Origin of the sequence: Moorena sp. SIO4E2 (assembly GCF_010671945.1) — a bacterium.
In the GTDB taxonomy this organism is placed as follows: Bacteria; Cyanobacteriota; Cyanobacteriia; order Cyanobacteriales; family Coleofasciculaceae; genus Moorena; species Moorena producens.
Genome location: NZ_JAAHIE010000484.1, coordinates 1 through 5,495, shown reverse-complemented (window position 1 = coordinate 5,495; position 5,495 = coordinate 1). Strand labels below are relative to the sequence as shown.

Genomic DNA, 5,495 nt, shown 5'->3' with positions numbered 1-5,495 from the left:
TTACCGTAAGATAGTGGAGCCTTTATAGTTGGTAGGTTATGCGTAAAAGGTTGAAGTCTTTTGTAGTAAGGCTCCACTATCTAAGGTTTCGTTTCCGGAAATGCGCTCACTGTGGTCTTACCTTCAGAGATGGAGATTTATTGGAAACACATCACATAATACCACGCGCTAAGGGTGGAAACGACCTAGACAAAAATCTAGAGCTGTTACACCTACATTGCCACGATACCAAGCATGGGACAACAATCGATACTACAGAGTTAGATGGAAACCCGTTCTAGAGGTACCAATGACAACGGTTCCTATAATGACGAGCCGTATGATGCGTGCATTGTCACGTACGGTTCTGAAGACGAGTCGGTGAGGCGACTCACCGGCTTAGTTTAATGTGACACTGGGCAAACTGGTTCTAAAAAAGTGTCTTAAAGTCCCGGCCACAACCTGAATTAAACAATGTGCGACCGGCGACACCGACCAAGAAATATTCTCGCAGTGGTTTTGCCTTGCTAACTGCAATCTCCGAGAAGGTGTCAGGCAAATTGAACCGCCCTAAATCACCAAAACAATCTGGGAAATGGAACGAGTAAAAACGACAGCAATACCGGGTCTGAAGGAAGGTCGTACCTTCGGTAAGTAAGGCATTACTTAATCCCCACTGTCGGGTAGGATGCAGGCGGAAACTGCCTGCGGGTATCCAGAATATACGAATCAATGGAGAGTATGGTTAGACACGTGAACAGACACAGTGAACTTTGGAAAGGACAAAAGTGGAAACAACTCCGCCGAAACCTATTCCGCCTACAGCGAAGAGTATATAAAGCGGTTCAAGCTGGTGACTTGAGGAAAGCTCGGTCTATACAGAAACTGATTCTGAAATCCCGCTCGGCTCAACTCCTGGCCATCCGTCAAGTGACACAGCTAAATCAGGGCAAAAAGACCGCAGGTATAGATGGCAAAACCGCCCTCAGATACCAAGAACGGTTAGAACTATTAGAAGAATTGAGGCAAAACGCCCTCGACTGGAAACACTCCGGTCTCCGTGAAATTCCAATCCCTAAAAAGAATGGAAAAGTAAGGATTCTAAAAGTACCAACCATTGCGGACAGAGCATGGCAAGTAAGCGCAAAATTCGCACTCGAACCAGCGCACGAAGCTACCTTTCACGCCCGGAGTTACGGGTTTAGGACTGGTAGAAGCGCCCACGATGCCCAAAAATACATATTCAATAACCTAAATTCCCGAAAAAACGGCATCCAGAAAAGAGTAATAGAACTAGACATCAAAAAGTGTTTTGACCGCATCTCCCACAAATCCATCATGGATAGATTGCTAGCCCCAGCTAGTCTGAAAATGGGGATATTCAGATGTCTATTAGCTGGCATCAATCCGGAATTCCTTGAACAAGGAACGCCCCAGGGAGGAGTAGTCAGCCCACAAAAGCGCCAACATCGCACTTGATGGAATAGAGGCCATTCACCCTAGCGTCCGATCTGCGGATGATCTGGTGATTTTCCTAAAGCCAAAAGACAACGCCGAAAAGGTATTGAATAAAATTAAAGCCTTTTTAGCGAAACGCGGGATGGAAATTAGTGAAGAAAAGACCAGGATAACCAAAACGACAGACGGATTTGACTTCCTGGGCTGGAACTTCCTCCTCCAGAAAAACGGAAAGTTTAGGAGCATTCCCTCAGAGGATAACTACGAAGCAATCCGGAAGAAGATTAAAGCCGTAGCCAACAGCTCGAATTATGGTGCTAAAGTCAAGGCAGAAAAATTAGCCCCTATTGTCAGGGGCTGGAGGAATTACCATCGGAATGGCAAGATGGACGGTTCTCGAAATAGTTTATGGTTTGCTAATAAATCAGCACACCGCAAATTTTTGAAGGAAAAGAAAATCGATAGAACAGAGGCCGAAAGGCTAATCAAGAAAGCATTCCCAAAGGTAGGATACTCCGAAAACAAGCATGTGTCGGTCAAAGGGACTAAGTCCCCTTATGACGGAGACTTAGTCTACTGGAGTCAGCGAAACAGCAAACTCTACGACAATGCTACAGCAGATGCCTTGAAGAAACAGAACCATTCTTGTGGACATTGCGGACTAAGGTTCATAGGTAACGAATCTGTACACCTCCATCACATAGATGGAAACCACGACAATTGGAAACCAAAGAACCTAATGGCCGTACATCGGAGTTGTGATCAACTCATCCATGGGGGCAGACCGAAAGGTCAGGATATCTAGGAGCCGTATGAGGGGAAACCTTCACGTACGGTATGACAGGAGAGGGTGCGATTCGTTAGCTAGAAACCTTTACCCTACAAGGGTTTTGGGGGATTAGCTGCTTGGTTCAATGAACCCTGACAACTTGATAACCATGGTGGTGAAAAACCATCCCGGAGACAAAACCTTAGAATAGTGCAGCCTTAGTACAAAACCTTACTCCTATGATGCCTAACCTGCTGACCATAAAGGCTGCACTATTCTTTCGGTAACTTCTGACCCTCATGAAATCCGAGTGACAGCCCTACCCTGATTCATAGGAACTAACAAACCTATGGGTTAATGCAAGGGTCGAATATTGGAACACCCTTAACCTGACCGGTGTCAACAATAGGCAAAGAACTCATGGGTACGAGAGAAAGGTACGTTTGAATCATCGTCACAGAGATGTAGCGAAAAAAGGTTTGACACGCTACGGAGAAAAACTCAACGGAATTAGGATTACAAAGTTCCTCCCCTTTGTAATGGATTTCCCAAACAGTTCCCGGTGAAAAGTACCACCCTAAAAGTTCAAAGAATGGTTATCAGGAACGAAATAACTCTCATATGTACTCTCAGTAAGGTCGATTACTGAGTAGGTAGTTAGCCGCATGTCATATGAGGGCAAGATTGAGTCAGAAGCCAAAGCCTAGGGTAATGCCCAGGATATGCTGACGGACTCACGTTATAGGAAAAGATGTAGTTGTAAGTAGCAATGAAAATGTCTAAAACTCGGGGATTCGCCCCACAGTCGGAATGGAAGAAAGTCAACTGGCGGAAGCTAGAAAAGAATGTCTTTAAGTTGCAAAAACGAATATATCAAGCCTCTCAACGTGGTGATGTCCGCGTGGTAAGAAAGTTGCAAAAGACTCTGATAAAGTCCTGGTCGGCCAAGATGATTGCGGTCAGACGGGTAACCCAGGAGAACAAAGGGAAGAAGACTGCTGGAGTAGATGGGGTCAAATCATTAACACCAAAACAACGGCTTACTTTAGTCTCCAACCTAAAAGTTTCTAAGAAAGCCCAACCAACCAGAAGGGTATGGATTCCTAAACCTGGACGGAAGGAAAAGCGACCATTGGGTATCCCAACCATGTATGACCGCGCTCTCCAGGCACTTGCCAAACAGGCATTAGAACCTGAATGGGAAGCAAAATTTGAACCCAACTCCTATGGGTTCAGACCAGGACGTTCATGTCATGATGCCATCGAAGCAATATTCAATAGCATCAAACAAAAGCCCAAATGGGTACTTGATGCTGACATAGCCAAATGCTTCGATAAAATCAATCACGATGCACTTCTAACTAAACTGAATACCTATCCATCCATGAGACGCTTAATAAAGTCCTGGCTAAAAGCCGGTGTGATGGATAGTGGGACATTCTCACCTACAGATGAGGGCACCCCTCAGGGTGGAGTTATCTCTCCACTAAAGCGCGAATATAGCCCTCCACGGAATGGAACAGGCCATATGGGATTACGCAAATTCTGTAAAAGGCAAGAAAACCCACTATAAAAAGGGACTAGCTCTAATCAGATATGCCGACGATTTTGTCATCCTACACCAAGACCAAAAAGTGATAGAAGAATGCCTTGAAGTCATCAATAATTGGCTACATGACATGGGTCTGGAATTAAAGCCTAGCAAAACCAAAATGACCTATACCTTTAACGGATTTGAATTCCTTGGATTTAATATCCGTCAGTACAAAGTAGGCAAAAACCACTCTAAACAAGGCTTTAAAACCATCATCAAACCATCTAAGGATGCAATTCTAGAACATTTCGAGCGGCTTTCAAAAGTCATCGACAGACATAAAGCCGCTCCTCAAGAGGCTTTAATCAAACACCTCAAACCTATTATACGCGGATGGTGCAACTACTACAGAGGAGTCTGTAGCAAAGAAACCTTCCAAGATTTAGGTTACATGCTCTGGAACAAACTCCAAAGATGGGGATATAGAAGACACCCAAAGAAAACCAAAACCTGGGTAAACAAGAAATATTGGGGAACCATCGGAGAGGATAATTGGATATTCATGGCAGATGAGGATAATTACCTCCCAAAACATGCCAAAACTGAAATAATAAGGCATAAAAAAATCCAAGATACCAGAAGTCCCTACGATGGAGACCTAATCTATTGGAGCACCAGAATGAGAGAACATCCTGAAATGCCAGCTCAATCGGGAAGGCTTTTGAGAAAGCAAAAAGGGAAATGCGCTCATTGTGGTCTTACCTTCAGACCTGGGGATTCAATGGAAATGCATCACATACTACCACGCGCACTGGGTGGAAATAACAAGGATGAAAATCTGGAATTACTACACCTAACCTGCCACGATGCCAAACACGGGAAAAAAGTCAACGCCTTAGAGTTAGATGAAAACCCGTTTTAGAGGTACCAGCGACAATGGTTCCTATGATGAGGAGCCGTATGATGCGAAAGTGTCACGTACGGTTTTGAAGACGAGTCAGTGGGGTGACTCACTGACTTAGTTTAATTGCCCTAGGATAATACCTAGGCATCGACTCTACCAAAGAACCTTGGTATATCTTAACTAATTTGGTGGATTTAGACCTAGCTATTCGAGCTTATCAAAAGGTGCGACCCGTGGCGAATTTAATTCGCCTACGGAAAGCGCACCTAAAGCGTTTTGATATTGAAGAGATGTTTCGAGATTTTAAAGCAGGTGGCTATAATCTTGAAGGCTCCAAACTGAAACATCAGCAGCTTAATAAACTACTTATTGTCGTTGCTATTGCTTATACTAGTGCCCTTGTCCACGGTCAAAACATTAAGAGTCTTGGCATTCAAAAATATGTAGCACGACCGGAAACTTCCTCAACTTCACAACGTAGACATAGCTCTTTTTATATTGGTCAACATCTTCATCATTGGCTCCGCCTACAGCAATTGTGCCAACAAACTTTGTCTGAACTTTTGCAAATTAATCGTCGTTGGATTCTCCATTACAATCAGGGCAAACGTGCTATTGAGCTTGCCCTGTCTAGTTTTCAATCCCCTTTGTCGCCCTGCTAGCTGTTTACTCCGTCCCTACCTAAACAATCACCCTCGATTTCGTCGTTACTTCGTCTATCCAAGTAACCTTGTAACAGTCGTCTCAATAGTTCGTATCCATTTTCGAGTAGTAACGTCTCTAATTCCCCATGCTCGCGCACCGCACACTGTTTCTGAACCGAGCCAATCAACTATTTGTTCAAATAGCTC

The 5,495-nt window shown here is 44.2% G+C and carries 2 protein-coding genes and 3 pseudogenes; 4 read left to right on the top strand and 1 reads right to left on the bottom strand.

Going from position 1 to position 5,495, the window contains the following annotated elements:
- Positions 1–38: 38 nt before the first annotated feature.
- From F6K37_RS31110 to F6K37_RS31095, 4 genes and pseudogenes are all read left to right on the top strand, one after another.
- Complete coding sequence (locus tag F6K37_RS31110) at positions 39–281, top strand: HNH endonuclease (RefSeq protein WP_287254398.1); 243 nt, start codon at positions 39–41, stop codon at positions 279–281.
- 439 nt (positions 282–720) lie between these two features.
- Positions 721–2,242, top strand: a pseudogene (locus F6K37_RS45760) (reverse transcriptase domain-containing protein).
- Positions 2,243–2,981: 739 nt separating this feature from the next.
- Positions 2,982–4,762: pseudogene (gene ltrA / locus F6K37_RS45755) on the top strand (group II intron reverse transcriptase/maturase).
- A 115-nt stretch (positions 4,763–4,877) separates the two neighbouring features.
- Positions 4,878–5,306: a hypothetical protein gene (locus tag F6K37_RS31095; protein ID WP_131827095.1), complete on the top strand. Its 429-nt coding sequence runs from the start codon at positions 4,878–4,880 to the stop codon at positions 5,304–5,306.
- A gap of 11 nt (positions 5,307–5,317) precedes the next feature.
- Here F6K37_RS31095 and F6K37_RS31090 read toward each other — a convergent pair.
- Positions 5,318–5,495: pseudogene (locus F6K37_RS31090) on the bottom strand (ISKra4 family transposase); the annotation flags it as partial.

Bases quoted from the DNA above. Each gene is read 5' to 3' on its own strand.
- F6K37_RS31110 (WP_287254398.1), top strand. From the start codon at position 39: ATGCGTAAAAGGTTGAAGTCTTTTGTAGTAAGGCTCCACTATCTAAGG.